The 23456-nt window shown below is 71.3% G+C and carries 18 protein-coding genes; 7 read left to right on the forward strand and 11 right to left on the reverse strand.

All coding sequences use genetic code 11. The features are described from left to right. Positions 1-35: 35 nt before the first annotated feature. The gene (locus ACZ4UV_RS01120; protein WP_451021443.1) at positions 36-950 is read right to left on the reverse strand and encodes an acyltransferase domain-containing protein; all 915 of its coding nucleotides are present in this window, start codon (positions 948-950) and stop codon (positions 36-38) included. 65 nt (positions 951-1015) lie between these two features. On the opposite strand from ACZ4UV_RS01120, the gene ACZ4UV_RS01125 reads away from it, so the two are divergent. Further along, entirely contained in the window at positions 1016-1315 is a 300-nt protein-coding gene (locus ACZ4UV_RS01125; protein ID WP_390038247.1) for a DUF6343 family protein, read from the forward strand. 57 nt (positions 1316-1372) lie between these two features. Here ACZ4UV_RS01125 and ACZ4UV_RS01130 read toward each other — a convergent pair whose 3' ends face one another. The 5 genes from ACZ4UV_RS01130 to rpsA all read right to left on the reverse strand — a co-directional run bounded on the left by ACZ4UV_RS01130 (position 1373) and on the right by rpsA (position 7021). Then, on the reverse strand, positions 1373-1759 hold the full coding sequence (locus ACZ4UV_RS01130) for a tetratricopeptide repeat protein (RefSeq protein WP_294010760.1): 387 nt from the start codon (positions 1757-1759) through the stop codon (positions 1373-1375). A gap of 50 nt (positions 1760-1809) precedes the next feature. Continuing rightward, positions 1810-2442 carry a dephospho-CoA kinase gene (coaE, locus tag ACZ4UV_RS01135; protein ID WP_467835173.1) on the reverse strand — a complete coding sequence of 211 codons (633 nt, stop codon included), beginning with the start codon at positions 2440-2442 and terminating at the stop codon, positions 1810-1812. A gap of 107 nt (positions 2443-2549) precedes the next feature. Then, complete coding sequence (locus ACZ4UV_RS01140; protein ID WP_351485635.1) at positions 2550-3488, reverse strand: PAC2 family protein; 939 nt, start codon at positions 3486-3488, stop codon at positions 2550-2552. A gap of 189 nt (positions 3489-3677) precedes the next feature. Beyond that, entirely contained in the window at positions 3678-5204 is a 1527-nt protein-coding gene (locus ACZ4UV_RS01145; protein ID WP_390038665.1) for a flavin monoamine oxidase family protein, read from the reverse strand. Positions 5205-5524: 320 nt separating this feature from the next. After that, positions 5525-7021 carry a 30S ribosomal protein S1 gene (rpsA, locus tag ACZ4UV_RS01150; protein WP_390038243.1) on the reverse strand — a complete coding sequence of 499 codons (1497 nt, stop codon included), beginning with the start codon at positions 7019-7021 and terminating at the stop codon, positions 5525-5527. A 367-nt stretch (positions 7022-7388) separates the two neighbouring features. On the opposite strand from rpsA, the gene ACZ4UV_RS01155 reads away from it, so the two are divergent. After that, positions 7389-8327, forward strand: a complete 939-nt coding sequence (locus tag ACZ4UV_RS01155; RefSeq protein ID WP_467836444.1) for a class I SAM-dependent methyltransferase — start codon at positions 7389-7391, stop codon at positions 8325-8327. A 33-nt stretch (positions 8328-8360) separates the two neighbouring features. Beyond that, the gene (gene hrpB, locus ACZ4UV_RS01160; RefSeq protein WP_467835176.1) at positions 8361-10838 is read left to right on the forward strand and encodes an ATP-dependent helicase HrpB; all 2478 of its coding nucleotides are present in this window, start codon (positions 8361-8363) and stop codon (positions 10836-10838) included. Here the strand turns inward: hrpB and pgfA are convergent. The 3 genes from pgfA to ACZ4UV_RS01175 all read right to left on the reverse strand — a co-directional run bounded on the left by pgfA (position 10828) and on the right by ACZ4UV_RS01175 (position 13912). Beyond that, complete coding sequence (pgfA, locus tag ACZ4UV_RS01165) at positions 10828-11820, reverse strand: cell envelope lipid trafficking protein PgfA (protein ID WP_451023083.1); 993 nt, start codon at positions 11818-11820, stop codon at positions 10828-10830. The genes hrpB and pgfA overlap by 11 nt on opposite strands. 21 nt (positions 11821-11841) lie before the next feature. Next, positions 11842-11976 (reverse strand): SPW_0924 family protein, encoded by a 135-nt coding sequence (locus ACZ4UV_RS01170; protein ID WP_390038238.1) that lies wholly within the window; start codon positions 11974-11976, stop codon positions 11842-11844. Between the two features lie 151 nt (positions 11977-12127). Beyond that, positions 12128-13912 carry a lytic transglycosylase domain-containing protein gene (locus ACZ4UV_RS01175; RefSeq protein ID WP_467835180.1) on the reverse strand — a complete coding sequence of 595 codons (1785 nt, stop codon included), beginning with the start codon at positions 13910-13912 and terminating at the stop codon, positions 12128-12130. A gap of 312 nt (positions 13913-14224) precedes the next feature. Here ACZ4UV_RS01175 and ACZ4UV_RS01180 point away from each other — a divergent pair, with 312 nt between their 5' ends. Beyond that, a complete protein-coding gene (locus ACZ4UV_RS01180; RefSeq protein WP_467835182.1) occupies positions 14225-15064 on the forward strand; it encodes a DUF4184 family protein in 840 nt (279 codons plus the stop codon). On the opposite strand, the gene ACZ4UV_RS01185 is transcribed toward ACZ4UV_RS01180, so the two are convergent. Together ACZ4UV_RS01185 and polA are read right to left on the reverse strand one after the other, a co-directional pair. Further along, entirely contained in the window at positions 15000-15377 is a 378-nt protein-coding gene (locus ACZ4UV_RS01185) for a hypothetical protein (RefSeq protein ID WP_467835185.1), read from the reverse strand. The two genes, ACZ4UV_RS01180 and ACZ4UV_RS01185, sit on opposite strands and share 65 nt — an antisense overlap. Positions 15378-15817: 440 nt before the next feature. After that, on the reverse strand, positions 15818-18544 hold the full coding sequence (gene polA, locus ACZ4UV_RS01190) for a DNA polymerase I (protein WP_451018825.1): 2727 nt from the start codon (positions 18542-18544) through the stop codon (positions 15818-15820). A 192-nt stretch (positions 18545-18736) separates the two neighbouring features. Here polA and ACZ4UV_RS01195 point away from each other — a divergent pair, with 192 nt between their 5' ends. The 3 genes from ACZ4UV_RS01195 (at position 18737) to ACZ4UV_RS01205 (ending at position 23391) form a co-directional block, all read left to right on the forward strand. Next, a complete protein-coding gene (locus ACZ4UV_RS01195; protein ID WP_390038229.1) occupies positions 18737-21031 on the forward strand; it encodes an FdhF/YdeP family oxidoreductase in 2295 nt (764 codons plus the stop codon). Between the two features lie 90 nt (positions 21032-21121). Then, a complete protein-coding gene (locus ACZ4UV_RS01200) occupies positions 21122-21613 on the forward strand; it encodes a PaaI family thioesterase (protein WP_451018826.1) in 492 nt (163 codons plus the stop codon). 569 nt (positions 21614-22182) lie between these two features. Next, positions 22183-23391 (forward strand): branched-chain amino acid ABC transporter substrate-binding protein, encoded by a 1209-nt coding sequence (locus ACZ4UV_RS01205; RefSeq protein WP_451018834.1) that lies wholly within the window; start codon positions 22183-22185, stop codon positions 23389-23391. Positions 23392-23456 lie beyond the last annotated feature (65 nt).

Consider the following 23456-nt stretch of genomic DNA (forward strand, 5'->3'; position numbering starts at 1 on the left):
GGAACTTTCCCGCGGAAGGGCACGGTTGACAGCCGTCACTGGTCCCACGGGAACCATCCGTGCCCGACGTACCAGTGGCCGCCCGCCCGCAGGTGGTCGCCGACCGCCCGCTCCATCGACGTCCGGCGGGGCAGGTCCCGTACCGGCAGGTCGGGTTCGCCGAAGACGAAGCCGACCGGTGTGGTGTCGGCCGGCTCCGGGTCCGCCCATCCGGGCCGGAACCGCTCCTGGAAGCGGACGATGTTGGAGTCCGCCGCGAGGTGCCGGCGCAGCTGTGGATCGAGCAGCCAGGAGTGGCAGGTCGCGACGGCGTGGGGCTCCTCGGGGAAGTGCCGGGCGAAGAACTCCCGGGCGTGGTCCAGGGAGCGGTCGCAGGCGACCGGGGTGAGCGGTCCGAGGAAGTCGGGGATGTGCAGGTTCAGGGAGGGCTCGCCGCCGGTCACGTCGGTGCCGGCCGATCTGATCGCCTGCGCCGTGCGTTCGCCGAGTCCCGTCCGCTCGTACTGCAGGCGTCCCAGCTGGTAGAGCCGCCCGCAGAAGTGCCGGGTGAGCCAGTGCCCCTGGCGCGCACCCAGCCCTCCCCTGCCGTACCGCCGGCGGTGCAGTGCCATGCCGCGGCCGAGGTCGGTGAGCGTGTGGCGGGAGACGTCGTCGGGAATGCCGCGCGCCCGGTGCACCGCGCGGACGTGCGGCACCGCCGCGAGGAAGACGTACACGAGGAAGTAGTCGCCCAGGGCGGCCGGGGCCTGGGCGGCCCGGTCGGCGAGCCCGGACGGGTCGTCGACCTCCCGGACGGCACCGGTCACGTCCCCGGCGCCCGCCTCCACCAGCCGCCGTACCCCGGGGTCGGCGGTCACGGCCCGCCGCAGTGCCACCACCTCGTTGATGTCCTCGTGCGGCACGGCGAGGTCGAGGAGCAGGTCGGGCAGGTCGGCGGCGTCCGGCAGCACGGCGGGGTCCCCCTTGGTGAATGTGCGGTCCAGGAGTACGTTGCAGACAGGAGTGGTGATCCGGGATGCGTACGGGCAGTGAACCGGTGACCGCCCGCAGTGCCCTGCGGGCGCGGTTGTGGCTGAGCGTGTGGGGTGCGGCCTGGGCCGTCTTCGGCACGGCCGCGTTCGCGCTGGTCGGGCGCCCCGGCTGGGCTGCTGCCTGCGGGGTGCTGTGGCTGGTGACCATCGTCGACATGGCCGTGATCCTCAGGCACATCCGGCAGGGCCCGCACTATCAGCCGGGCCGCGACGTGCCACCGTACCGGCCCGCGGACACCCGCCCGCCGCCGCTCCGGCGCCCACCGCAGCACCGTCACCCGTGAGGGAGCGTTCGGACACGCTCCGTCGGCCGACGCTCCGCGGGCGCACGCTCCGTCGGCTCACGCGTCGGTGTCGAAGCGGGCCGCTTTCAGGTACTCCGGGTTCGGGTCCAGGGCGGCCGCCAGCCGGAAGTGGCGTATCGCGAGGTCGGCGCGGCCCTGGCGCTGGTAGGTGCGGGCGAGGGCGAAGTGGGCGAACGCGTTGTCCGGTTCGCGCTCCAGGACGATGGTGAACTCCAGCTCGGCGGGGCGCAGTTGCGCGGCGGCGAAGAAGGCACGCGCGCGCAGCAGCCGGGCGGCGGTGTTCTCGGGGTGCGCACCGATCACTCCGTCGAGCAGCTTCACCGCGCCCCGCGGGTCCCGTGCGTTGAGCAGCTGCTCGGCCGCACGGAAGTCGATGACATGCGTCTCCGGAGTACGTCCGGTCGAACCGCTGGTCTCGGGCACGGCAAAGTCCTTCCCTCACTGAAGCGGTTCAACGCCCGGACGGGTGCCCGCTATTTCGAAGACGCATTCCGCTCGTTCGCACCGGCCGTCCGCGCACGGCGCAGGAGGTCGGCCCACACCTCCTGGACGCGCTGCCGGAGCACGTCCAGGGGGACGTCGTTGTCGATCACGATGTCCGCGATCTCCAGGCGCTTCTCGCGCGTCGCCTGCGCGGCCATGCGGGCGCGGGCGTCCTCCTCGGTCATCCCCCTCAGCCGCGTCAGCCGGTCCAGTTGGGTCTCGGGGGCGGCGTCCACGACGACCACGACGTCGTAGAACTGCGCGAGGCCGTTCTCCGTGAGGAGCGGGACGTCGTGGACCACCACGGCGTCGTCGGCGGCCGCGCTCTCCAGCTCGCGGGAGCGGGCTCCGACGAGGGGGTGCACGATCGAGTTCAGTACGGCGAGTCTCGCCGGGTCGGCGAAGACGATCGAGCCGAGCCTGGGCCGGTCCAGGCTGCCGTCGGCGGCCAGCACCTCCGGGCCGAAGGCCTCGGTCACGGCGGCCAGACCGGGGGTCCCGGGCGCGACGACCTCACGCGCGATGCGGTCCGCGTCGATCAGCACGGCGCCGTGCTCGACAAGCAGCCGCGACACCTCGCTCTTGCCGGCGCCGATTCCACCGGTGAGGCCAACTTTCAGCATGCCCCGAAGCTTAGGCCCTGCCCCCGACACCGCCCTGACGGGGCTCGGCCGCCACCGGCCGGGGCTCGCCGCCCCGGCCGGTGTGTGCGGTCACGTGCGGGCGGGCCTCAGTTGTCGCCCTCCCGCTCCGCGAGGAAGCGCTCGAACTCGAGGCCGATCTCGTCCGCGGAGGGGATCTCCACCGGCTCGGCGAGCATGTTGCCCCGCGTCTCGGCGCCCGCGGCCGCGTCGTACTGGTGCTCAAGCCCCTGTACGAGGGCGGTCAGCTCCTCGTCGCCCTCCTGGATCTGGCTGTCGATCTCCGTCTGGGTGCGGTGCGCGTCCGTGCGCAGGGCGTGCGCGATGCCCGGGAGGACCAGGCCGGTGGCGGCCGTGACGGCCTCCAGGACGGTCAGGGCGGCGTCCGGGTAGGGCGAACGGGCGATGTAGTGCGGCACGTGCGCGGCGACGCCCAGGACGTCGTGTCCGGCCTCCATGAGGCGGAATTCGAGCAGCGACTCGGCGCTGCCGGGCACCTGGGCCTCGTCGAAGGGGCTGCGGTGCCCGGGGACCAGGTCGGTGCGGTTGCCGTGCGGGGTGAGGCCGACGGGGCGGGTGTGCGGGACGCCCATGGGGATGCCGTGGAAGTTCACGGACAGGCGGACGCCGAGCCGCTCCACGATCTGTCGTACGGCCGCGGCGAAGCGCTCCCACTCGACGTCGGGCTCGGGGCCGGACAGCAGCAGGAAGGGGGCACCGGTGGCGTCCTGCACCAGGCGGACCTCGATGCTGGGCTCCTCGTACTCGGTCCAACGGTCCCGCTTGAACGTCAGCAGCGGGCGGCGCGCCCGGTAGTCCACGAGCCGGTCGTGGTCGAAGCGGGCGACGACCTGGTGGGGCAGCGAGTCGAGGAGCCGGTCGACGATCTGGTCGCCGGTCTCACCCGCGTCGATGTATCCGTCGAAGTGGTAGAGCATGACAAGACCGGCCGACTCCTGGGCCAGCGCCATGTCGACGACGGCCAGCCCCTTCGGCTCCCATGCGTACAAACCCTGCGGATCAAGCACTGTGACCGCTCCTCCTCGTGTTCGTACGGTTCAACGCGGCACTGACCACAGGCATTCCCGCCGGCCCGCTGAACAGGCCCCTCTCAGCGCCTTCTCATGCCGGGAGAAGGGGCACGCGTCGTGCCGGGAGAGGGTGCACGCGCGCGTGCGTGCGGCCGCGCCGGACGCGGTCACGCGCGCGTGCGGGTGTCAGGCCGCCATCACGCGCGCGTGGAGCGCCGTCACCGCCTTGCGTGCCGAGCTGAAGGCGCCGTGCTGCCAGGCGTCCGTGTAGCTGAGCCAGTCGCCGGCGAACCAGACCCGGCCGGCGGGCTCGTTCAGGGGCTTGTAGCGCGCGTCGTCGGGGCCGCCGGGGGTGTCGTGCCAGGCGGCCTCCAGGTGGGGTGTCTGGCGCCAGTGGTGGGAGAAGGAGGAGGCGAGTTCGGTGCGGTACTTGTCGCCGTAGATCTTCACTCCGGCGGCCACGGCACGCTGTTCGCGCTGGGCGGGGGTGAGCTTGGCGTAGGAGTCGGCGTCGTCGTCGTAGTTGTAGTAGCCGATGAGAACGCCTCGTTCGCCGTGGAAGCCGTACGAGGGGTGCCAGATGTGGGTGACGTCCTGGTCGGTCTCGGTGATGCCGCCGTAGATGTGGTGGTCGAGCTCCCACCAGCGGGAGCGGTATTCGAGGCCGATCTTGGCGGCCGACGACGGGGTGACGGCCTCCAGTGCGCTCTGCACGCCGGAGCCCAGGTTGTGCGGCACCTTGGCGAGGATGTTGGGCGGCATGGCGGCCACGCAGTAGTCGGCCTCGACGACCTTGGTACGGCCGCCCTGGGTGTACGTCACCGTGACGCCGCGTCCCGTGTCGGTGATCCTGGAGACGACGGCTCCGGTGCGGATGCGACGGGCGCCGATCGCCCGGGTGAGCGCCTTCGGTATCTGGTCCATGCCCCCGACCGGCTGGAACATCAGCATCGCCTGGTCGAAGCCGAACTCGAACGAGAAGTAGCGCCCGACCCCGCTCGCGAACACCGCGGAGGCGGTCGGGACATCGCCGAGAAGCACACCGGGGGTGCCGGCCGCGGCCGGTACGGTCGTGTATCCACGCCGCTCACCGCCCTCGTACGTCAGTGTGTCGCCGAGTTCACCCCAGTCCTTGAGGAACTCGACGAGCCGCTCCTGGTCGGTGGCCGTCAACGCCCCGTCCAGGGCACCCTTGTTCGTCGCTTTGGCGAGCAGCTCCGAGACGTAGCCGTACACGTCGGCCTTGGCGGTGCGGTACCGCTCGGGCTTCGTCATGCCGGCGGACTCGTTGTAGAGGTACGCGTCGGCGTTGACGTTCGTGAACACCTCGACGGGGACTCCGAGTTCGCGACAGTAGTCGAGGGTGATCATCCACTGCGGGATCCGGGCCGGCCCGGCGTTCATGTAGTGGCCGTCGGCGAACCGCGCGGTCTGCGTGTTGCCGTAGAGGTCGGTGGTGGAGTCGCCGCCGCGCACGGTGAAGTTGCGTCCGCCGGTACGGTCCCTGGCCTCCAGGATCGTACAGTCGTAGCCGGCCTTGCCGAGTTCGTAAGCGGTCGCGAGGCCCGCGATACCGCCGCCGAGGACGACGACCCGGGCCGCGGCGCGCCCGGTGAGGGTGAAGTCGCTCGCGTTGAGCGCCCGGAAGGGCTGCTCGCGCTGGGCGGCCTGGGCGGTGGGAGCGAGTCCGAGGGCTCCCATGGTGGCGAACATGGCGCCGGCGCCACCGGTGAGACCGACGTTCCGCAGGAACGCCCGTCGACTCGTCCCTGACCTGTACTGAGGCTGTGCCATGACGCGACTCCCCTTCCGATCTTGAACGAAGACCGGGGAAGCGTCCCAGCGCGGCGTTACGACCCAGCAGCTACTCGTGTATCCCACACGTTTCGACGGGCGTCCGCGGCAACTCCCCCAGGGGCGCGGTGAACTACAGGCCCCCACCGGCCGTCGGCCGAAGAACGACCGGACAACACCAAGGGGCCGCACCTCGAAAGGTACGGCCCCTCGGTCAGGAGCTACTGCTCAGCGAGCGTTCAGCTCTGGCCGCCCGCGAGCTTCTCGCGGAGCGCGGCCAGCGCCTCGTCCGAGGCCAGCGCACCGGAGGTGTCGGCGCCCTCGGAGGAGTACGAACCGCCACCGGCGGCCGGAGCCGCACCCGCGGTGTCGCCGCCCTCGGCAGCGGCAGCGGCGTCGGCCTCGCGGCTCTTGATGACCTGCTGCTGGTGCTGCTCGAAGCGCTGCTGCGCCTCGGCGTACTGGCGCTCCCACTCCTCGCGCTGCTTCTCGTAGCCCTCGAGCCAGTCGTTGGTCTCGGGGTCGAAGCCCTCGGGGTAGATGTAGTTGCCCTGGTCGTCGTAGGACGCGGCCATGCCGTACAGGGTCGGGTCGAACTCGACCGAGGCCGGGTCGGCACCGAAGGACTCGTTGGCCTGCTTCAGCGAGAGGCTGATGCGGCGGCGCTCGAGGTCGATGTCGATGACCTTGACGAAGATCTCGTCGTTGACCTGGACGACCTGCTCCGGGATCTCCACGTGGCGCTCGGCCAGCTCGGAGATGTGGACCAGACCCTCGATGCCCTCGTCGACGCGGACGAACGCACCGAACGGAACCAGCTTCGTGACCTTGCCGGGCACGACCTGGCCGATCTGGTGGGTGCGGGCGAACTGCTGCCACGGGTCTTCCTGGGTCGCCTTCAGCGACAGGGAGACACGCTCGCGGTCCATGTCGACGTCGAGGACCTCGACGGTGACCTCCTGGCCGACCTCGACGACCTCGGACGGGTGGTCGATGTGCTTCCAGGACAGCTCGGAGACGTGGACCAGGCCGTCGACGCCACCCAGGTCCACGAAGGCACCGAAGTTGACGATCGAGGAGACCACACCGGAGCGGACCTGACCCTTCTGGAGGGTCGTGAGGAACGTCTGGCGGACCTCGGACTGGGTCTGCTCCAGCCAGGCACGGCGGGACAGGACCACGTTGTTGCGGTTCTTGTCCAGCTCGATGATCTTCGCCTCGAGCTCCTTGCCCACGTAGGGCTGGAGGTCGCGGACGCGGCGCATCTCGACCAGGGAGGCCGGGAGGAAGCCACGGAGGCCGATGTCGAGGATGAGACCACCCTTGACGACCTCGATGACGGTACCGGTGACGATGCCGTCCTCTTCCTTGATCTTCTCGATGGTGCCCCACGCGCGCTCGTACTGGGCGCGCTTCTTCGAGAGGATCAGGCGGCCTTCCTTGTCCTCCTTCTGGAGGACGAGGGCCTCGATCTCGTCACCGACGGCGACGACCTCGTTGGGGTCGACGTCGTGCTTGATCGAAAGCTCGCGGCTCGGGATGACACCTTCGGTCTTGTAACCGATGTCGAGCAGGACCTCGTCCCGGTCGACCTTCACGATGACGCCGTCGACGATGTCGCCGTCGTTGAAGTACTTGATCGTCTCGTCGATCGCGGCGAGGAAGGCTTCCTCGTTACCGATGTCGTTGACCGCTACCTGCGGGGTGGTGGCGGTGGTCTCGGTGCTGCTCGTCATGTGAGAAAGGGCTCCGGTACGGACATTGAAGTCGTAGGTACTGCTTACGCCGGGAGCCTGTTTCGCTCTGTAGAAGCCGGACAGCCTAGGAAGCGCCACCGGAACCACTGGTGGCGCCTCGACAACCGAGGGGACATACAACAGATGCGAGCGCAGCCTGCTACGTCTGAGGTGCGCAGGCCCGCAGCGCAACTTGTAGCATACGGGGGCAGCCGGGCAGGGTCAATGCGCGAAGGCGCACACCCGGGGCGGAACGCCGCATACCCGGCACAAGAAACGTCCCACGAGGCCACGCAGGCCTGACACACCCCGTCCGTGACACGCCCGTGACGGGGTTGCACGGAAGAGTACGACGAGGGAGCCGATCATCCAAGAGCCCGATTCGTTCGACCTCGGAGCGGCCGGTGCGACGACCGGCGCAGAGGCCGAACCGGAAGCCACCCGGCGTGCCGCCGGGGTCGCGGAGAGCAGCCGGGCCAACCGGGGCTGGTGGGACCGCAACGCCGACGAGTACCAGGTCGAGCACGGCACGTTCCTCGGCGACGACCGTTTCGTGTGGGGTCCCGAGGGCCTCGACGAGGTGGAGGCGGAGCTGCTCGGCCCGTCGGAGGAGCTGAAGGGCAAGGACGTCCTGGAGATCGGCGCCGGCGCGGCCCAGTGCGCGCGCTGGCTGGCCGCCCAGGGCGCCCGTCCCGTCGCCCTGGACCTCTCGCACCGCCAGCTCCAGCACGCGCTGCGCATCGGCGGATCGTTTCCCCTGGTCTGCGCGGACGCGGGCGCGCTGCCCTTCGCGGACGCCTCCTTCGATCTGGTGTGCTCGGCGTACGGCGCGCTCCCCTTCGTCGCAGACCCGCGTCTGGTGCTGCGCGAGGCGCGCCGCGTGCTGCGGCCGGGCGGGCGGTTCGTCTTCTCGGTGACGCACCCGATCCGCTGGGCGTTCCCGGACGAGCCCGGCCCCGAGGGGCTCTCGGTCTCGGCCTCCTACTTCGACCGGACGCCGTACGTCGAGCAGGACGAGGACGGTCACGCGGTGTACGTCGAGCACCACCGCACGCTCGGCGACCGCGTCCGGGACATCGCCTCCACGGGTTTCCGGCTCGTCGACCTGGTGGAGCCGGAATGGCCGGCCTGGAACACGTCCGAATGGGGAGGCTGGTCCCCGCTGCGGGGCAATCTGATCCCGGGGACGGCGATCTTCGTGTGCGAGCGAAGCGAGACGGGGGTCCCCCGGCCGAAGCCTGGGGGAGAGACTGAACATCTCCTGGATGCACGCGCGCGTGCATCCAGGAGGGGCACGCGCGCGTGAGGGGCGCTTTCGGCCGCGTACGACACTAGGTGCGTGATCCGTTACGACGCCCTGGACGCGCTGCCCGTGCGGCAGGCCCTGCCCGGTCTGCAGGACGCCCTGGAGGGGCACGGCACCGCCGTCCTCGTGGCACCGCCCGGCACCGGCAAGACGACGCTGGTGCCGTTGGCACTGGCCGGACTGCTGGGCGCGGGGCCCGCCCGGCGGGTGGTGGTGGCCGAGCCGCGCCGGATCGCCGCCCGCGCGGCGGCCCGCCGGATGGCCTGGCTGCTCGGCGAGCAGGTCGGGCGGAGCGTCGGCTACACCGTGCGCGGCGAGCGGGTCGTGGGGCGGCACGCGCGCGTGGAGGTCGTCACGACCGGTGTCCTGTTGCAGCGCCTGCAACGCGACCAGGAACTGTCCGGCGTCGACGTCGTGGTCCTCGACGAGTGCCACGAACGCCATCTGGACGCCGACACGGTAGCGGCCTTCCTCTGGGACGTGCGGGAGACCCTGCGGCCGGAGCTGCGCCTGGTGGCCGCGTCGGCGACGACGGACGCGCAGGGGTGGGCACGGCTGCTGGGCGGGGCGCCGGTGGTCGAGGCGGCCGGTGTCTCGTACCCCGTGGAGACGGTGTGGGCGCCGCCGGTACGGCCCGTGCGGCCGCCGCACGGGATGCGGGTCGACCCGGCTCTGCTCGCGCATGTGGGGTCGGTGGTGCGGCGGGCCCTGGCCGAGCGGGACGGGGACGTGCTCTGTTTCCTGCCCGGTGTGGGCGAGATCGCGCGCGTGGCGGGCCGGCTGGGTGACCTGGGGGACGTGGAGGTGCTCCAGGTGCACGGCCGGGCACCCGCCGCCGTCCAGGACGCGGTGCTGGCGCCCGGGGCGCGGCGCCGGGTGGTGCTGGCCACGGCGGTCGCCGAGTCCTCGCTCACCGTCCCCGGCGTACGGGTGGTCGTCGATGCGGGGCTCGCGCGGGAGCCGCGGGTGGACCACGCGCGCGGGCTGAGCGCGCTGGCGACGGTACGGGCGTCCCGGGCGGCCGGGCGGCAGCGGGCGGGGCGGGCCGGGCGGGAGGCGCCGGGGGCGGTGTACCGCTGCTGGTCCGAGGCCGAGGACGCCCGTCTGACGGCTTTTCCGGCCCCGGAGATCCGAGTGGCCGATCTGACCGCGTTCGCCCTCCAGACGGCCTGCTGGGGCGAGCCGGAAGCCGCCGGACTGGCGCTGCTGGACCCGCCGCCGGCCGGGGCGATGGCGGCGGCGCGGGAGGTGCTGACGGCGATCGGTGCGGTCGACTCCGCCGGCCGGGCGACGGACCGAGGCGTACGGCTGGCCCGGCTGGGGGTGCATCCACGGCTGGGGCGGGCGCTGCTGGACGCCCCGGGCGGGGGCGCCGAGGTGGTCGCGCTGCTGAGCGAGGAGCCGCCGCGGGAGTACGGGGACGACCTGGCGGCCGTGCTGCGCGCCGTCCGGCGGGGCGGCGACGCCTATGCCGGTCGCTGGCTCGCGGAGGTACGGCGGCTGAAGGCGGACGGCGAGGGCGCTTCGGTGTCCGGCGTGGACGACCGCACCGTGGGCCGCGTCGCCGCCCTCGCCTTCCCCGAACGCGTCGCAAGGGCCGACGGAGGGTCGTACCTGATGGCCTCCGGCACCCGCGCCGAGCTCGGTGACGGCAGCCCGCTGCGCGGTGCGCCGTGGATCGCGGTGGCCGTGGCGGACCGACCGGTCGGCAGCGGACACGCGCGCGTGCGGCTCGCCGCGGTGATGGACGAGGACACGGCCAGGTCGGCGGCGGCCTCGCTGTACGCGGAGGACCGGGAGGTCCGCTGGGCCGACGGTGACGTCGTCGCGCGGCGGGTGGAGCGGCTCGGCGCGATCGAGCTCGCGGTGCGGCCGTTGCGGGACGCGGACCCGGCCCTCGTACGCGACGCTCTGCTCGACGGGCTGCGGCGCGAAGGGCTCGGCCTGTTGCGGTGGACGCCCGACGCCGTCGCGCTTCGGCAGCGGCTCGCCTTCCTCCGGCTGCGTCTCGGTGAGCCCTGGCCGGACGTGTCCGACGAGGCGCTGCACGCGCGCGTGGACGAGTGGCTGGAGCCGGAGCTCGGCCGGGCCCGGCGGCGGGCCGATCTCGGGCGGATCGACGCCGGGGAGGCGCTGCGGCGGCTGCTGCCGTGGGCGGGCGGGGAGGCCGGGCGGCTGGACGAGCTGGCGCCCGAGCGGATCGCCGTACCCAGCGGGTCGCGGATCCGGGTCGACTACGGGAATCCCGAACAGCCGGTGCTCGCCGTGAAGTTGCAGGAGATGTTCGGCCTGCAGGAGTCGCCCGCGGTGGCCGGGGTGCCGGTGCTGGTGCATCTGCTGTCGCCGGCCGGGCGGCCCGCCGCCGTCACCGCCGACCTCGCCTCGTTCTGGAAGGACGGCTACAAGGGCGTACGGGCCGAGCTGCGCGGGCGGTATCCGAAGCATCCCTGGCCCGAGGATCCGGCCACGGCCGAGCCGACCCGGCACACCAACGCGCGGCTCAGGCGCTGACCGGTTCCGGGACCGGGGTGTCGGCCGGTGCCGGGTCGGCGGGGCGGCGGCCGCGGGCCTCCAGGTAGAGGGAGAGGGCGAGCAGCGCGATGCCGAGGGACAGGAACCCCCAGGGGAGGTAGGAGGTCAGCATCAGGACGAGGGTGCGGTTGTGCTTGACCAGGGCGACCGTGCTCTCGATGTAGTCCTCGCGCATCTTCACGTCGCCGGCGAAGGCCGTCACCTTGGCGCGGCCGCCCAGCAGGGTGCCGCCGCGCAGCTCCTCCTTGTGGATCTCCTCGCCGTAGACGGGCGCCCCGGTGGCCGGCTCGACCCAGAACCTGCGGACGGTGGTGTACCACCGGGTGGTGCCGGTCTTGGCGATGCTCTCCGGGGTGACGCCCTGCACCGGCATCTTCTTGGGCATCGGGACCTTGGTCCAGGGAATGGTCTGCTCGAAGTAGTAGACCTTGACGCCGCGGAAGGTCTGCGTCCCCTTGTAGTGGATGGGGTTGGTGGTGCGGGTCTGCGCGTCGAAGTACTCGTAGTCCCGTTTCTCGGTCAGGAACGGGAACTTGAACTCGATGCCGTCCCGGGTCACCGGGTCGCCGTCGACCATCTCACCGGTGGCGTGCACGGGTTCCTGGCTGTGGGCGTCGAAGATGTAGCGCTCGGGGATCTCGGAGACCATCTTGCCGTCGGGTCCCTGGACGTAGGACAGGCCGTCCCAGACGACGACGTCCCGGCCCGCCGTCTTCTCGATCCTCTTCGCGGCCGCCACGTCGCCCTTGAGGGTCTGCACGATGGTGACCTGGGGGACCTTCTTCGCCTTCATGGTGCCGTAGTCGAGGAGCGTGGCGTTCTTCGCCACCAGGACCATGTCCTGGTACTGGTTCGGCGGGATCTTGGCGAGCCGCGGGAAGGCGTACCAGCGCAGCAGCGGGGACAGCGCGGCGAAGAACACGGCACAGGCGAGCAGGACCAGACTGGCCTTGCGGCGCATCTCGGCCTCCCGGGGCGGCGGTTACGGGTGGGACGGCACCGTGGTGAGCAGCGGCTTGGGGGACGTCTTTCCGTCCGGCGACCCCAGGGCGCTGATCGTCACGACCAGGACGACCGCGAGGACGAGACCGCTCGCGGCGGCGATCAGGGCGCGCATGCGGGGCCTCCCTACGGCCGACGACTTCCTGATGGATCGTCAGGTCCGGGCACCGTAGCAACGGGAGGGTGAGATGAGAACAGGTCGTACGACGACGAGGGCGCCCTCCCGCGTCGGCGGGAGGGCGCCCTGGTGGTCGTACGACGGTGGATCAGGAGGAGGCGGAGGCGCTCGGGGAGGCGGAGGCTGAGGCCGACGCGGATGCGGAGGCGCTCGGCGAGGAGCTCGGCGACGGGCTGGACGAGGGGTCGGCCGCGGCGACCGTCAGTTCCACGGTGAGAGTGGCGCCGCCGGTGGTGGTGATGCGGAGCAGGAACGTGCCGGTGACGTCGTCCGCGTACAGCTTGGGCAGTGTGAGCAGGCCGTTCGCGTCCGTCTGGAGGTCCGTGAGGGTGCGGACGGCGTTGCCGTTCGCGTCCTTGAAGTACGGGCCCTTGTCGTTCTCGCCGGCGTCGTCCGCCGACTTGACGAGCGTGGCCGTGGCGGCGACCTTGCCGGCGACGGCACCCTGGTAGGTGGCCTTCGTCTGCACCTGGTCGGCGAACTCGCCGCCCGGAGTGCAGGTCAGCGCGGCGGTGTTGACGAGGGCGAGGGCGTCGGCGGCGCGCGCGGTGACGGTCGCGTCGTAGTCGACGCCCTTGGCCGTGCGGCCGACCACGCTGGCGTGGACCGTGAAGTCGCCGGTCTTCTCTCCCGCCTGGAGTGCCGGCGCGACGGCGACACCCTTGCTGTCGGTGACGACCGTGGCGGTGTCCTCGCCGCCGCTGAAGGTCGCGTCCGTGTCCCCGACGATGGTGAAGCGGACCCGGACCTTGGCGACGACCCGGCCTGCCTTGGTCTCCGCGCGCGTGCTGATCTGCTTGCCGAACGCGTCACCGGCCATCGCGGTGAGGGTGGCGGTGCCCGCGTCCTCCAGGTGGTCCACGGTGTCGGTGGCCGTGGGCGGCAGGCTCGGCGACGTGCTCGGGGTGCTCGGCGTGGGCTCGTCGGGACTGGGTGTGGTCTTGCCCGGCTTCGTCGTGGAGCCGCCGGAACCGGAGCCTACGGAACCGGAGCCTCCGGAGCCGGAGCCGGTCGAGCCGTCGCTGCGGTGCGACGGCAGGGTGCCCGTGCCGTCCGGTATCGAGTGGGTGCCCTTGCGATAGAACTCGTACCAGGACAGGACCAGGTTGAGGTAGTCCTGCGAGTTGTTGTAGCTGAGGATCGCGCTGTTCATGTCGGCCTGGACGGACAGGTCCCAGCCGTTGCGGCACAGGTAGTGGCCGGCCGCGAGCGCCGCGTCGTAGACGTTGTTGGGGTCCTTGACGCCGTCGCCGTTGCCGTCGCGTCCCGCCCACGCCCAGGTCGACGGGATGAACTGCATGGGGCCGACGGCCTGGTCGTACTCGCTGTTGCCGTCGTACTTGCCGCCGTCGGTGTCCGGGATCAGCGCGAAGCCGTTGCCGTCGAGCTGCGGGCCGAGGATCCGGTGCAGGGTGTTGCCCTCGGCGTCCACGTCACCGCCGCGGGCCTGGCCGGACTCGACCTTGCCGATGGCGGCCAGCAGCTGCCAGGGCAGATTGCAGCCGGGCTTGGAACTGCGCAGCTCCGCCTCGGCCTTCTTGTAGGCGTCGAGGACGGTGGCGGGGATGCCGGCCTCGGCCGCGCCGCGGGAGACGGCGGTGCCGATGCTCGACGAGGAGGCCGTGGGACTCGCGCTGGGGTTCGGGCTGTTGAGCGGCGGCAGGTCCGTGTAGTACGGCGAGTCGCCGGTGGCGCCGTCGGCCGCTCCGGCTCCGTCGGGCGCGGAGGTGCTGGCGCCGGCGCTGGCCTGTCTGCCCGTGTCTCCGGACGTGGCGCCCGGTGCCTGGGACGCGGACAGAGCCGCTACCGCCAACGCGGCCGCGGCGGTCGTCGCCGCTCCCTTGCGCAGCCGCCTGCCGAATTGCGCCGCCATAAGGTGAACCCCTCCCATGGACGCCTTCTGAGCGCCCGTCTCCGTCTGTCCGCTCGCCTCTGGTGTGACGGTCGACCCGGTGCTGTGGTTGCCCCTGTTACCTCTTTCGCGTGGCGAGGTAGCGCATCCGGCCGTGCACGCCGGGGCGGCGACCCAGGCGACCCTACGACAACTTGCCTTCCACGGACACCCGGCGGTGCCCGATTTTCACCAGTTGGCCATCCCCCGTTGAACGACGGTGGTGTCGCGGATACTTGCCGTACGCGATCACTTGTTCGGCGCGCCGGCCGACGACTGCTTCAGGGGGCCCGGATGCCGTTCACTCTCAGCCACGCCGCCGCCGTACTGCCCGCCGTACGCGGCGACGGGACCGGGCGCGGGCGGCTGGTGCCGGCGGTGCTCGTCGCGGGTTCCTTCGCACCGGACCTCACCTACTACGCGGCGAGCGCGGTGCCGGACGCGATGGAGTTCGGCGACTTCACGCACTCCTTCACCGGTGTCCTCACCGTCGACGTGCTGTTCGCCTGGGCGTCGGTGGCGCTGTGGCTGCTGGTCCGGGAACCCCTCGTGGCCCTCGCGCCCCGCGCCCGACAGGGGCGGGTGGCAGCGCTGCTGCGCTGCGGGGCGCCACGCGCGCGTGCCGGGCTCTCCGTGGCCGCCTGGTGGTACGTCTCCGCCGTGCTCGGCGCGCTCACGCATGTCGTCTGGGACGCGTTCACGCACCACGACCGCTGGGGGACGCGGCTGATCCCGGCAATCGGCCGGAACGTCGCGGGCATGCCGCTGTACACCCTGCTCCAGTACGGCAGTTCGGCGGTCGGCGCGGCCGTGGTCGCCGCGTTCGCGGTCCGCGCGGTACGGCGGGCGCCGGCCGGGAAGCCGGTGGGGGTGCCGCTGCTGTCGGTACGGGACCGGTGGTGGGCCGGCGCCGGAATCACCGGCTGCGCCCTGCTCGCGGCGGTGCAGCGGGCGGTGCGGTGGTGGGAGTACCGGGGAGCTGTGGCGAAGCCCTGGGAGCTGCTGCCCACAGTGCTCTTCGGAACGGGCGCGGGGCTGCTGCTCGGGGTGCTGGGGTACGCCGTGGCGGTCAGGGTGTGGCGTCCGGCGCCGGTGGCCGACGGCGTGCGGCGGAGTTCTTCGGCCCTTCGGTGAGGCAGGCCACGAACACGGTCATGGTGCGGGGGCGGCGGGGGCCGGGGAGCGCGGTGAGGAGCAGCGCGAGGTAGCTGCGGGCCAGGTCGAACCACTGGCGCAGGCCGGGGCGGGCGCGGAGCCTGCGCCGGAAACGGGTGGCCGCCCGGCGCACGGTGACGGCGAGGTCGGCGGGGATGCGGGCGGAGCTGGCGCTGGCCGCCAGGGCCGGGGCCGACACAGGCGCCGTGACCTGGGAGGAGACAGAGGCGGAGCGGCTTTTGGCCGGGGGCCTGCTCTGGGGCGTCCGGCGGTGAACCATGCGTATACCCATGGCCGCATCCTTGCCGGTGGCGGGGGCCGAGGCGTTCTGACGGGGTCCACGCGAGTGACGGGGCTGCGCCCCTTTTTTTACCTCTCCCCCCGCTTGGGCTCCGGCGCCCCCTATTTCTTTCTCCGCCACAACGGCGAGCAGCCGAAGCGGCGCTTTCCGGCGGTGCCGAACCGGGCGCATCCCGTGGGTCCGGCACCGCCGGGAGCCGCTGTCGTGGCTGAGCACCGTTGTGGCGGAGAAAGAAGGGGCGGCGCAGAGGAGGACGGCGGTGATGGCGCCGCCGAAGGGGCGGGAAGAGGGACGGCGCCGCTCCATCAGGATCGGGAAGCGGCGCCCTCTGCCGGCCGCCTTGGAGACACGCCCTCTGCCGGCCGCCGCGGCAGCGCGCCCCCTGTCGGTCACCTGGGCAGCGCGCCCCCTGTCGGCTCTCGCCGGAGGCGTCAGTGCGCTGCCGACTCCCAGTCCGGGCCCACGCCCACCGAGACGTCCAGGGGGGCCCGGAGGTGGACCGCGTTGGACATCTGGTCGCGGAGGACGGATTCGACCCGGTCCCGCTCGCCGGGGGCGATCTCCAGGACGATTTCGTCGTGAACCTGGAGGAGCATGCGGGACTTCAGGCCGGCCTCGCGCAGCGCGCCGTCCACCCGGAGCATGGCGATCTTGACGATGTCCGCCGCCGTGCCCTGGATGGGCGCGTTGAGGGCCATCCGCTCGGCCGCCTCCCGGCGCTGCCGGTTGTCGCTGTTGAGGTCGGGAAGGTAGCGGCGGCGCCCGAAGAGCGTCGCCGTGTAGCCGGTGGCGCGGGCCTCGTCGACGACGCGGCGCAGATAGTCGCGGACCCCGCCGAAGCGCTCGAAGTACGTGTCCATCAGGGCCCGGGCCTCGCCCGCGTCGATGTTCAGCTGCTGGGAGAGGCCGAAGGCCGACAGACCGTAGGCGAGGCCGTACGACATCGCCTTGATCTTGCGGCGCATCTCCGCGTCGACGGCCGAGCGGTCGACGTCGAAGACCTGGGAGGCGACCGTGTTGTGCAGGTCCTCCCCGGAGGTGAACGCCTCGATCAGGCCCTCGTCCTCGGAGAGGTGGGCCATCACGCGCAGTTCGATCTGGCTGTAGTCGGCGGTCATGAGCGACTCGAACCCCTCGCCGACGACGAAGCCGCGGCGGATGGCCCGGCCCTCGTCGGTGCGGACCGGGATGTTCTGGAGGTTCGGGTCGGTGGAGGAGAGGCGGCCGGTGGCGGCGACGGTCTGGTTGAACGTGGTGTGGATGCGGGCGTCCGCGGCGACGGTCTTGATCAGGCCCTCGACCGTGACCCGCAGCTTGGCCTGCTCTCGGTGCCGGAGCATGATCACCGGCAGCTCGTTGTCCGTCTGGCCGGCGAGCCAGGCGAGCGCGTCGGCGTCGGTGGTGTAGCCGGTCTTGGTCTTCTTCGTCTTCGGGAGCGCCAGCTCGCCGAAGAGGACCTCCTGGAGCTGCTTGGGCGAGCCCAGGTTGAACTCGTGGCCGGCCGCCGCGTGTGCTTCCTTCACGGCCTGCTGCACCGCGCCCGCGAACATCTGCTCCATCGCTTCCAGGTGCGCGCGGTCGGCGGCGATGCCGTGCCGCTCCATCCGGGCGAGCAGGGCGGAGGTGGGCAGCTCCATGTCACGCAGGAGGTCCGCGGCGCCGACCTCCTGGAGCCGGGCCTCGAAGGCCTCGCCGAGGTCGAGGATCGCGCGGGCCTGGATCATCAGGGCCTCGGCCTCGGCGCCGTCGTCCGCGCCGAACGCCAGCTGGCCGTCGGCCGCGGCGGCCGGCGCCAGCTCACGGTGCAGGTACTCCAGGGACAGCGCGTCCAGGTCGAAGGAGCGGCGGCCGGGCTTGACCAGGTAGGCGGCGAGCGCGGTGTCCATGGTGACGCCGTCGATGGTCCAGCCGTGCTCGGCGAAGACCCGCATGGCGCCCTTGGCGTTGTGGAAGACCTTGGGCCGGGCGGCGTCGGCCAGCCAGGCCGCCCACGCGTTCTCGTCGGCCTCGTCCAGCTCGGCGGGGTCGAACCAGGCCGCCGCTCCCTGGGCCGCGGCCAGGGCGACCTCGGCGACCGAGCCGGTGCCGAGCGCCCAGGTGTCGACGGTGGCGACACCCAGCGGCCCGGTGCCGTGCCCGGCGAGCCAGCCGGCCAGCTCACCGGTGCCCAGGACGGAGCCGTCGACCTCCACACCCGCCTCGGCGACCGGCGTGGACTCGGCCTCCTCGGCGCCGGGGTCGACGGCGTAGAGCCGCTCGCGCAGCGACGGATTGCGGATCTCCAGGGTGTCCAGGATCATCGCGACGTTCTTGCGGTCGTACGGCGCGCGCTCCAGGTCGGCGACCGTCCTCGGCAGCTCCACGCCGCGCTCCAGCTCGGTGAGCCGGCGGTTGAGCTTGACGGACTCCAGGTGGTCGCGGAGGTTCTGGCCGGCCTTGCCCTTGACCTCGTCGACGCGCTCCACCAGCTCGGCGAAGGAACCGAACTGGTTGATCCACTTCGCGGCGGTCTTCTCGCCGACGCCCGGGATGCCGGGGAGGTTGTCGGACGGGTCGCCGCGCAGGGCGGCGAAGTCGGGGTACTGGGCGGGCGTCAAGCCGTACTTCTCGAAAACCTTCTCCGGGGTGAACCGGGTCAGCTCGGAGACGCCCTTGGTCGGGTAGAGGACCGTGGTGTGCTCGGTGACCAGCTGGAAGGAGTCGCGGTCGCCGGTGACGATCAGGACCTCGAAGCCCGCGGCCTCGGCCTGGGTGGCGAGGGTGGCGATGATGTCGTCGGCCTCGAAGCCCTCGACGGCGAAGCGCTGCGCGTGCATGGCGTCGAGCAGTTCGCCGATCAGCTCGACCTGGCCCTTGAACTCGTCCGGGGTCTTGGAGCGGTTCGCCTTGTACTCGGTGAACTCCTCGGAGCGCCAGGTCTTGCGGGAGACGTCGAACGCCACCGCGAAGTGCGTGGGCGCCTCGTCACGCAGGGTGTTGGCCAGCATCGACGCGAAGCCGTAGATCGCGTTCGTCGGCTGGCCCGTCGCGGTCGTGAAGTTCTCCGCGGGCAGCGCGAAGAACGCGCGGTACGCCAGCGAGTGCCCGTCCATGAGCATCAGCCGGGGACGGGGGCCGCCGGGGGTCTTGTCGGTCTGCTTCGCTGCTGTCTCTGCCACGCCCCCGATCCTGCCACGCCGCACTGACAGTGAGGGCCGACGGTTCGGGTTGCGGTGCCCCGCCCCTCTCGGGCATCGCTCTCGGCAAACACTGGTTCCGTTCCCGTGCGCGGACCGTGCTCGATGGTTGTCGCCGGCGCGTGCGAGTATCGGGTGCACATGGCAGGTGCCGGCGTAGAGGGAGAGCGTGCGATGGCGACGAAGCCGCCCAAGGAGGATCCGGTCCAGGACGCGCCGCAGGTCGCGGAGCCGAAGCACGCGGCCGCGGGGCTGCCCGCCATCGGCCACACGCTGCGCATCGCCCAGCAGCAGATGGGTGTGAAGCGCACCGCGCTGACGCTGCTGCGCGTGAACCAGAAGGACGGCTTCGACTGCCCAGGCTGCGCCTGGCCGGAGCCCGAGCACCGGCACACGGCCGAGTTCTGCGAGAACGGCGCCAAGGCGGTGGCCGAGGAGGCCACCCTGCGGCGGGTGACCCCCGACTTCTTCGCCGCGCACTCGGTCGCCGACCTGCACCACCGCAGCGGTTACTGGCTCGGCCAGCAGGGGCGGCTCACCCACCCCATGTATCTCGCCGAGGGCGCCGAGCACTACGAGCCGGTCGACTGGGAGCGCGCCTTCGACATCATCGGCGAGGAGATCGCGGCCCTCTCCTCCCCCGACGAGGCGGTCTTCTACACCTCGGGGCGGACCAGCAACGAGGCCGCGTTCCTGTACCAGCTGTTCGCCCGCGAGCTGGGCACCAACAACCTTCCGGACTGCTCCAACATGTGCCACGAGTCCTCGGGCTCGGCGCTGAGCGAGACGATCGGCATCGGCAAGGGCAGTGTCAGCCTCGAGGACCTGTACAAGGCCGACCTGATCATCGTCGCCGGGCAGAACCCGGGCACCAACCATCCCCGGATGCTCTCCGCGCTGGAGAAGGCCAAGGCCAACGGCGCGAAGATCATCAGCGTCAACCCGCTCCCGGAAGCCGGCCTGGAGCGGTTCAAGAACCCGCAGACCCCGCAGGGCATGGTCAGGGGCGCCGCCCTCACCGACCTGTTCCTGCAGATCCGCATCGGCGGCGACCAGGCCCTGTTCCGGCTCCTCAACAAGCTGGTACTGGAGACCGAGGGCGCGGTCGACGAGGAGTTCGTGCGCGAGCACACCCACGGGTTCGAGGAGTTCGCGCAGGCCGCCCGCGCCGCCGACTGGCACGAGACGCTCACCGCCACCGGCCTCACCCGCGCGGAGATCGAGGAGACCCTCGGCATGGTGCTCGCCTCGCGGCGCACCATCGTCTGCTGGGCCATGGGGCTCACCCAGCACAAGCACTCGGTGCCGACGATCCGGGAGGTCGTCAACTTCCTTCTGCTGCGCGGCAACATCGGCCGTACCGGCGCGGGCGTGTGCCCGGTCCGCGGCCATTCGAACGTGCAGGGCGACCGCACGATGGGCATCTTCGAGCGGCCGGCCCCGGCCTTCCTGGACGCCCTGGAGAAGGAGTTCGGCTTCGCGCCCCCGCGCGAGCACGGCTTCGACGTCGTCCGGGCCATCCGCGCGCTGCGCGACGGCGAGGCGAAGGTCTTCTTCGCGATGGGCGGCAACTTCGTCTCCGCGACGCCCGACACGGAGGTCACCGAGGCGGCGGTGCGACGGGCACGGCTGACCGTGCACGTGTCGACGAAGCTCAACCGCTCGCACGTCGTCACGGGCGCGCGGGCGCTGATCCTGCCGACGCTCGGCCGGACCGAGCGCGATCTCCAGGGCAGCGGGGAGCAGTTCGTCACCGTCGAGGACTCCATGGGCATGGTGCACGCCTCGCGCGGCCGCCTGGAGCCCGCGAGCCCGCACCTGCTGTCGGAGCCGGCGATCGTGTGCCGGCTGGCCCGCCGGGTGCTCGGTGAGAACAGCCGTACGCCGTGGGAGGAGTTCGAGAAGGACTACGCGACGGTCCGGGACCGTATCGCGCGCGTGATCCCCGGCTTCGACGACTTCAACGCGCGCGTGGCGCACCCGGGTGGCTTCGCACTCCCGCACGCCCCGCGCGACGAGCGGCGCTTCCCGACGGCGACCGGGAAGGCGAACTTCACCGCGGCCCCGGTCGAGTACCCGGAACTGCCCGAGGGACGGCTGCTGTTGCAGACGCTGCGCTCGCACGACCAGTACAACACCACGATCTACGGCCTGGACGACCGCTACCGGGGTATCAAGAACGGCCGTCGGGTGGTCCTGGTGAACCCGGAGGACGCGCGACTGCTGGGCGTCGCCGACGGGTCGTACGTGGACCTGGTCGGTGAGTGGAAGGACGGTGTGGAGCGCCGGGCGCCGGGCTTCCGGGTGGTGCACTACCCGACCTCCCGGGGCTGCGCGGCCGCGTACTACCCGGAGACCAATGTGCTGGTGCCGCTCGACTCCACGGCGGACATCAGCAACACCCCGGCCAGCAAGTCCGTGGTGATCCGCCTGGAGGCCGGTGTGCCGCACCCGCGAGCCGCCGTCTGAGCGCCCGCTCAGCGCGTCTGGAAGAATCGGCGGCCTACTGAGCGTTTGCTCAGTCGGGAGAGACAGCCGCACGACGAACGGAGCCGGCCCATGGGCGAGCAGCAGCACGTGAAGTTCCCGCAGGAGGTCATCGACGAGTACGCCTCGCTCGGCATCGACCTGCGGGCCCTGTTCTCGGCGGGCCACCTCGGCAACCGTATGGGCGTGCAGATCGTGGAGGCCTCGGCGGAACGGGTCGTCGGCACCATGCCCGTGGAGGGCAACACCCAGCCGTACGGGCTGCTGCACGGCGGTGCAAGCGCGGTGCTGGCGGAGACCCTGGGCTCGGTCGGTTCGATGCTGCACGGCGGCAGTTCGAAGATCGCGGTCGGTGTCGACCTGAACTGCACGCATCACCGCGGGGCCCGCTCCGGTCTGGTCACCGGCGTGGCCACGCCCGTCCACCGGGGTCGGTCCACGGCGACGTACGAGATCGTGATCAGCGACGAGGAGGGCCGGCGGGTGTGCAGCGCGCGCCTGACCTGCCTGCTGCGTGACGTGCGCCCGGGCGACGAGGCCCAGGTCCGGGGCGCCGGCGCCTGACCCGCACCCCCGGCGGGACGAAGGACCTCGGCGCCGCATGCCGAGGTCAGCGCCCGGTAAGAGAGCGGCAGGGAGGGCAGTGAACGGCCGACGGCACCGCCGGCCACCCCGCCGGGAAATGCGAAAAAGTTCCGAAGGCTTGACTTTCTTTCCTTGGCGTAACTCTACGTAATACGCGTGTAATCCACATTCGCTGTTTCACCCCAGTTCCCGGGTCCCGTCGCGTCTCCCACCCTCCCCGAAAGTCGCCCACAGCAACGGCCGGGCGTCATGGCCAAAACCGTCGAGACGCCTGAACGGATCATGCCGGGTCCTGCAGGTTCTCAGAATGCGGACGGGGCGAATCGGGCTCAATTCCTGCTTTCCCCCCACGATGTACCGCTCTGCATTACCTCGTGTCATAACAAGAGCGTCACAGCCTTCGACAAGCACTCCTCCCCGTTCCTCACCCGCGCTTAGAGTCACGGCCAGTCACCGCTCCATAGGGAGTTCGGTACCGGCGCGGCACCCGTCGTTCCCTGCGAGGGGGCGCATGCCCGCGGAAAGGATCGATTGTGCGACAGCGTTCTCTGGTGATTCTTACCTCCGTGCTGACCACCGGAGCCCTGACCCTCACCGCCTGCGGCTCCCGCGACGACAACAGCAAGAGCGGCGACAGCGGCAACGTGACGGTCACGATCGGCGTCGACGCCCCGCTGACCGGCCAGAACTCCGCCACGGGTCTCGGCATCCAGTACGGCGCCCAGATCGCCGTCGACGACGCCAACAAGAACAAGACCGTCCCGGGCGTCACCTTCAAGATCAAGGCGCTGGACGACAAGGCGATTCCGGCCACCGGCCAGCAGAACGCCACCCAGCTCGTCTCGGACAAGACGGTGCTCGGCGTCGTCGGCCCGCTCAACTCCGGTGTGGCCACGCAGATGCAGCAGGTCTTCGCCACCGCCAACCTGGTGGAGATCTCGCCGTCCAACACCAACCCCGAGCTGACGATGGGCAAGAACTGGCAGACCAGCCCGTCCCGTCCGTTCAAGACGTACTTCCGCACCGCGACCACCGACGCCCTGCAGGGCGCCTACGCGGCGGACTACGCGTACAACGGCGCCAAGAAGAAGAAGGCGTTCGTCGTCGACGACAAGCAGACCTACGGCGCCGGTCTGTCGAAGATCTTCTCGGAGCAGTTCGTCAAGCAGGGTGGCAAGGTCATCGGGACCGACCACGTCAACACCGGCGACCGTGACTTCTCCACCCTGGTCACCAAGATCAAGAACTCCGGCGCCGACATCCTCTACTACGGCGGCCAGTACGACGAGGCCCAGGTGCTGACCAAGCAGCTCAAGGCCGCGGGCGCCAACATCCCGCTGTTCGGCGGCGACGGCATCTTCAGCGACACCTACATCAAGACCGCCGGCAAGTCCGCCGAGGGCGACCTCGCCACGTCGATCGGCGTCCCGGTCGACACCCTGCCCGCCGCCAAGGACTTCGTGGCCACCTACAAGGCCAAGAAGTACCCCGGTGACTACGGCACCTACGGCTCGTACTCCTACGACGCCACCACCGCGATCATCAAGGCCATCGGCTCCGTCGTGAAGGACGGCAAGATCCCGGACGACGCCCGCTCCCAGATCGTCGACGCCGTCCAGAAGAACACCTTCGACGGCATCTCCGGCAAGATCGCGTTCGACCAGTACGGCGACACCACGAACAAGCAGCTGACCGTCTACAAGGTCGTCAGCGGTGCGTGGAAGTCGGTCCAGAGCGGCGTGGCCACCCCGAAGTAACCGGCCGAAGCACAGAGCAGTACCAGGGCCGCGCGGCGCAGACCACCGTCACCGCGCGGCCCGCC

It is taken from the genome of Streptomyces sp. NPDC028289, from assembly GCF_055565975.1.

Coding starts and splice junctions, on each gene's coding strand:
- ACZ4UV_RS01175 (WP_467835180.1), bottom strand. CDS start 13,912: ATGGCGGCGCAATTCGGCAGGCGGCTGCGCAAGGGAGCGGCGACGACC.
- pgfA (WP_451023083.1), bottom strand. CDS start 11,820: ATGCGCCGCAAGGCCAGTCTGGTCCTGCTCGCCTGTGCCGTGTTCTTC.
- ACZ4UV_RS01200 (WP_451018826.1), top strand. CDS start 21,122: ATGGGCGAGCAGCAGCACGTGAAGTTCCCGCAGGAGGTCATCGACGAG.
- ACZ4UV_RS01180 (WP_467835182.1), top strand. CDS start 14,225: ATGCCGTTCACTCTCAGCCACGCCGCCGCCGTACTGCCCGCCGTACGC.
- ACZ4UV_RS01185 (WP_467835185.1), bottom strand. CDS start 15,377: ATGGGTATACGCATGGTTCACCGCCGGACGCCCCAGAGCAGGCCCCCG.
- ACZ4UV_RS01145 (WP_390038665.1), bottom strand. CDS start 5,204: ATGTTCGCCACCATGGGAGCCCTCGGACTCGCTCCCACCGCCCAGGCC.
- ACZ4UV_RS01195 (WP_390038229.1), top strand. CDS start 18,737: ATGGCGACGAAGCCGCCCAAGGAGGATCCGGTCCAGGACGCGCCGCAG.
- ACZ4UV_RS01170 (WP_390038238.1), bottom strand. CDS start 11,976: ATGCGCGCCCTGATCGCCGCCGCGAGCGGTCTCGTCCTCGCGGTCGTC.
- ACZ4UV_RS01125 (WP_390038247.1), top strand. CDS start 1,016: ATGCGTACGGGCAGTGAACCGGTGACCGCCCGCAGTGCCCTGCGGGCG.
- coaE (WP_467835173.1), bottom strand. CDS start 2,442: ATGCTGAAAGTTGGCCTCACCGGTGGAATCGGCGCCGGCAAGAGCGAG.
- rpsA (WP_390038243.1), bottom strand. CDS start 7,021: ATGACGAGCAGCACCGAGACCACCGCCACCACCCCGCAGGTAGCGGTC.